Origin of the sequence: Micromonospora sp., from assembly GCF_048594385.1 — a bacterium.
Taxonomy (GTDB): Bacteria; Actinomycetota; Actinomycetes; order Mycobacteriales; family Micromonosporaceae; genus Micromonospora; species Micromonospora wenchangensis.
This window is the reverse complement of sequence record NZ_JBMDWU010000628.1, coordinates 1-3,787: the sequence shown is the minus strand read 5'-3', so window position 1 is coordinate 3,787 and position 3,787 is coordinate 1. Positions and strand designations below refer to the sequence as shown.

Below are 3,787 nucleotides of genomic sequence, written 5' to 3'. Positions count from 1 at the left end.
GACGATCCTCGCCCCGAGCGGACTTCCGGCGGCGCGCAGCCCCGATGCGGGTCCGCTGCTGACATGGCGGACTCCGGGACCCGGCCGACCGGTTCCCGCCGTCCGGCTCCACCGCGAGCGAGGCTAGCACCCGACAAATTTCCGGACATAGGTCAGATGACTCCTCCGTCCATTTAGCGGGTGCGCGAAATCGCGCCTCCCGCCATTGCCGGGAAATCCCGGAAATGGATTCCGTTCGACCTCCGGTGCGACCCGTACCCCACGCGAAGGCCGGTTGAGCAGGGCGTGCTCGAACGGACGCCGGCGTCGTGTCCTGTGGTCTGCGTCACGCGAGTCAGATTACGGAAGATCCACGTGGTCCGACTCGGGTACATAGATCAGGTGTTCTGACAATTGAGGAGCCTCGATCTTGGTGAGCGACGACGAACTGCTGGATTACCTCAAACGAGTTACCGCTGAGCTGGACAGAACCACCCATCGGCTCCGCGTGGAGGAGGAACGCCAGCGGGAGCCGATCGCCATCATCGGGATGAGTTGCCGCTTCCCCGGAGGCGTGACCTCACCCGAGGACCTCTGGGCGCTGCTGACCGCCGGCACGGACGCCATCACCGGCTTCCCCGACGACCGTGACTGGCCACCACCGTCCACCGTCGCCCACGACGGCACCGAAGCCGCCGGCCCCCCGCCCGTACGCAACGGCGGCTTCCTCACCGACGCCGCCGACTTCGACGCCGGCTTCTTCGGCATCGCCCCCCGCGAAGCCCTGGCGATGGACCCGCAGCACCGGCTGCTGCTGGAAACCAGTTGGGAAGCCTTCGAACGGGCCGGCGTCGACCCCCGGTCCCTGCGCGGCAGCCGCACCGGCGTCGTCGTCGGCATGGGCAACACCGACTACGCCTTCACCGCCGTCCCACCCCCGGCCGGGCTCGAAGGGCACCTGCTCACCGGAGTGTCCGGCAGCATCGGCTCCGGCCGGCTCTCCTACACCTACGGCCTGCGCGGGCCCTCCCTGACGGTCGACACCGCCTGCTCGTCCTCACTGGTCGCCCTGCACCTGGCCGCCCACTGCCTGCGTAGCGGCGAGTGCGACCTCGCCCTGGTCGCGGGCGCGGCCGTCATGGCCACCCCGGCCAGCTTCGTCGCCTTCGCCCAACACGGCGGACTCGCCCCGGACGGCCGGTGCAAGTCCTACGCCGACGCCGCCGACGGCACCGGCTGGGGCGAGGGGATCGGTGTGCTGCTGGTGGAACGACTGTCCGACGCGCACCGACACGGCCACCCCGTCCTGGCCGTGCTGCGCGGATCATCCGTCAACTCCGACGGCGCCTCCAACGGCCTGACCGCGCCCAACGGCACCGCACAGCAGCAGGTGATCGAGGCCGCGCTGACCGCCGCCGGGCTGACCGGCGGCGACGTGGACGCGGTCGAGGGACACGGCTCCGGCACCCGGCTCGGTGACACGATCGAGGCGCAGGCGCTGTTGGCCACCTACGGCCGGAACCGACCGGCCGGACAACCGCTGTGGCTCGGCTCCGTCAAGTCCAACCTGGGACACACCCAGGCCGCAGCCGGCATCGCCGGAGTGATCAAAATGGTACTGGCGCTGCGGCACGGCGTCCTCCCCGCCACCCTGCACGCCCAACAGCCCAGCACCCGGGTCGACTGGTCCACCGGCACCGTACGCCTGACCACCCGACAGCGGCCCTGGCCGACCGTCGACCGCCCCCGCCGCGCCGCCGTGTCGTCCTTCGGCATGAGCGGCACCAACGCCCACGTCGTCCTCGAACAGGCACCCGCCGCCACCACCGACCCCCGGCCCGCACCGGCCGTGCTCCTGCCGTGGGTGCTGTCCGCCCGCACTCCCGGGGCGCTGCGCGCCCAGGCCCGACGCCTGCGCGCCCATGTCGACGAACACGACCTGGACGCCGCCGACGTCGGCTACTCGCTGGCCACCACCCGCAGCACCCTGGAACACACCGCCGTCGTGACCGGAACCGACCGCACCACCCTCCTCGACAGCCTCGAGGCACTCGCCGCGGACCGGCCCGACCCGGCCACCGTCACCGGACGCCGCACCGACACCGCCCGGCAACCGGTGCTGCTCTTCTCCGGCCAGGGCACCCACTGGGACGGCATGGCACGCGACCTGCTGGACACCGAACCCGTCTTCGCCCGCACCATGACCGAGTGCGCGCAGGCCCTCGCCACCTGGCTCGACTGGCCGGTGCTCGACGTCGTCCGGGGAACGCCCGGCGCGCCGACCCTGGACCGGGTCGACGTCGTCCAGCCGGTCCTGTTCGCCACGATGGTGGCGCTGGCCGAACTGTGGGCGTCCTACGGCGTCCGCCCCGCCGCGGTGGCCGGACACTCCCAGGGCGAGATCGCCGCCGCGTACGTCGCCGGTGCCCTCTCCCTCCCCGACGCCGCGAAGGTCGTCGCCCTGCGCAGCAGGGCCCTGCGACGGTTACGCGGCGCCGGCGCGATGCTCTCGACCCTCGCCCCGGTCGCCGACGTCCGGGAACTCCTGACACCCTGGCAGGACCGGCTGTGGATCGCCGCCGTCAACGGACCGGCCGCCGTCACCGTCTCCGGTGACGACGCCGCCCTCACCGCCCTGGAACGCGAACTGTCGGCCCGTGGCATGCTGCGCTGGCGCATCGAAGGCGTCGACTTCGCGGCACACTCCGGCCAGGTGGAGCAGATCCGCGACGAGATCGAGTCGGAACTGACGGGCCTCACCCCGCGACCGTCGGACGTCCCCTTCTACTCCACCGTCACCGGCACCCACCTCGACACCCGGGGCCTCGACGCCACCTACTGGTACCGCAACCTGCGCGAGCCGGTGGCCCTCGACGCCACGGTACGGGCCCTGCTCGACGCCGGGCACAGCCTCTTCGTGGAGGTCAGCCCCCAACCCGTGCTCACCATGGGCGTCCAGGACCTGATCGACGAGTCCGGCACCGACGCCACGATCATCGGCACCCTGCGGCGCGGCCGCGGCGACCGACGCCAGTTCCTGGCCACCGTCGCCGACGCGTACACCCGCGGCGTCGACGTCGACTGGCGGGCGGCGTTCACCGACGCGACCGTCGTCGACCTGCCAACCTACCCCTTCCAACGCGACCGCTACTGGCTCCCCGAGGCCGACGGCGCAGACGGCCGCCGACCCGGCACCCCGGCCACCCGCACCGGCGTCGCGGACCAACGGTTCTGGAACGCCGTGGAACACACCGACCCGGCCGGGCTCTCCCACCTCATCGGCGTACCGGACGACACCACCCTGCGGGCGGCGCTGCCGGCGATCGCCCGCTGGCGTCAGCAGTCGACCGAGACCACGCTCGCCGACTCCTGGCGCTACCACGTCTCGTGGACACCGCTGCCACCCCAGCCGACGGCCGGCCTGCTCGGAACCTGGGTGGTGGTCCAGCCGGCGGACCACGACCGGGACGACCGCCTGCAGGGGGTCCTCGCCCGGCTCCAGGACAGCGGCGCGTACCTGCGCACGGTCACCCTGTCACCACTGGACGCGTGCGGCGGGCGGGTGGCCGAACGGCTGCGCGACGGGGTGCGTGACGCCCCGGCCGTCGTCGGCGTGGTGTCGCTGCTGGCCCTGACCCGGCACACCGACCCGGACCAGCCCGACGTCCCCGGCGGCGTCGCCCTGACCCTGGCCCTGGTCCAGGCGCTCACCCAGGTGACGCTGGCGGCGAAACTGTGGTGCCTCACCTGGGGCGCGACCACGGCGACCCCCGGCACCCCCGACCCCGCACAGGCCCACCCGTGGGGT

General features: G+C 72.7%; 1 protein-coding gene. It reads left to right on the top strand.

From position 1 onward, the window contains the following. Positions 1–412: 412 nt before the first annotated feature. Positions 413–3,787, top strand: a 3,375-nt coding sequence (locus ACOJTC_RS32905; RefSeq protein ID WP_420119804.1) for a type I polyketide synthase, incomplete at its 3' end; no start/stop codon positions are given.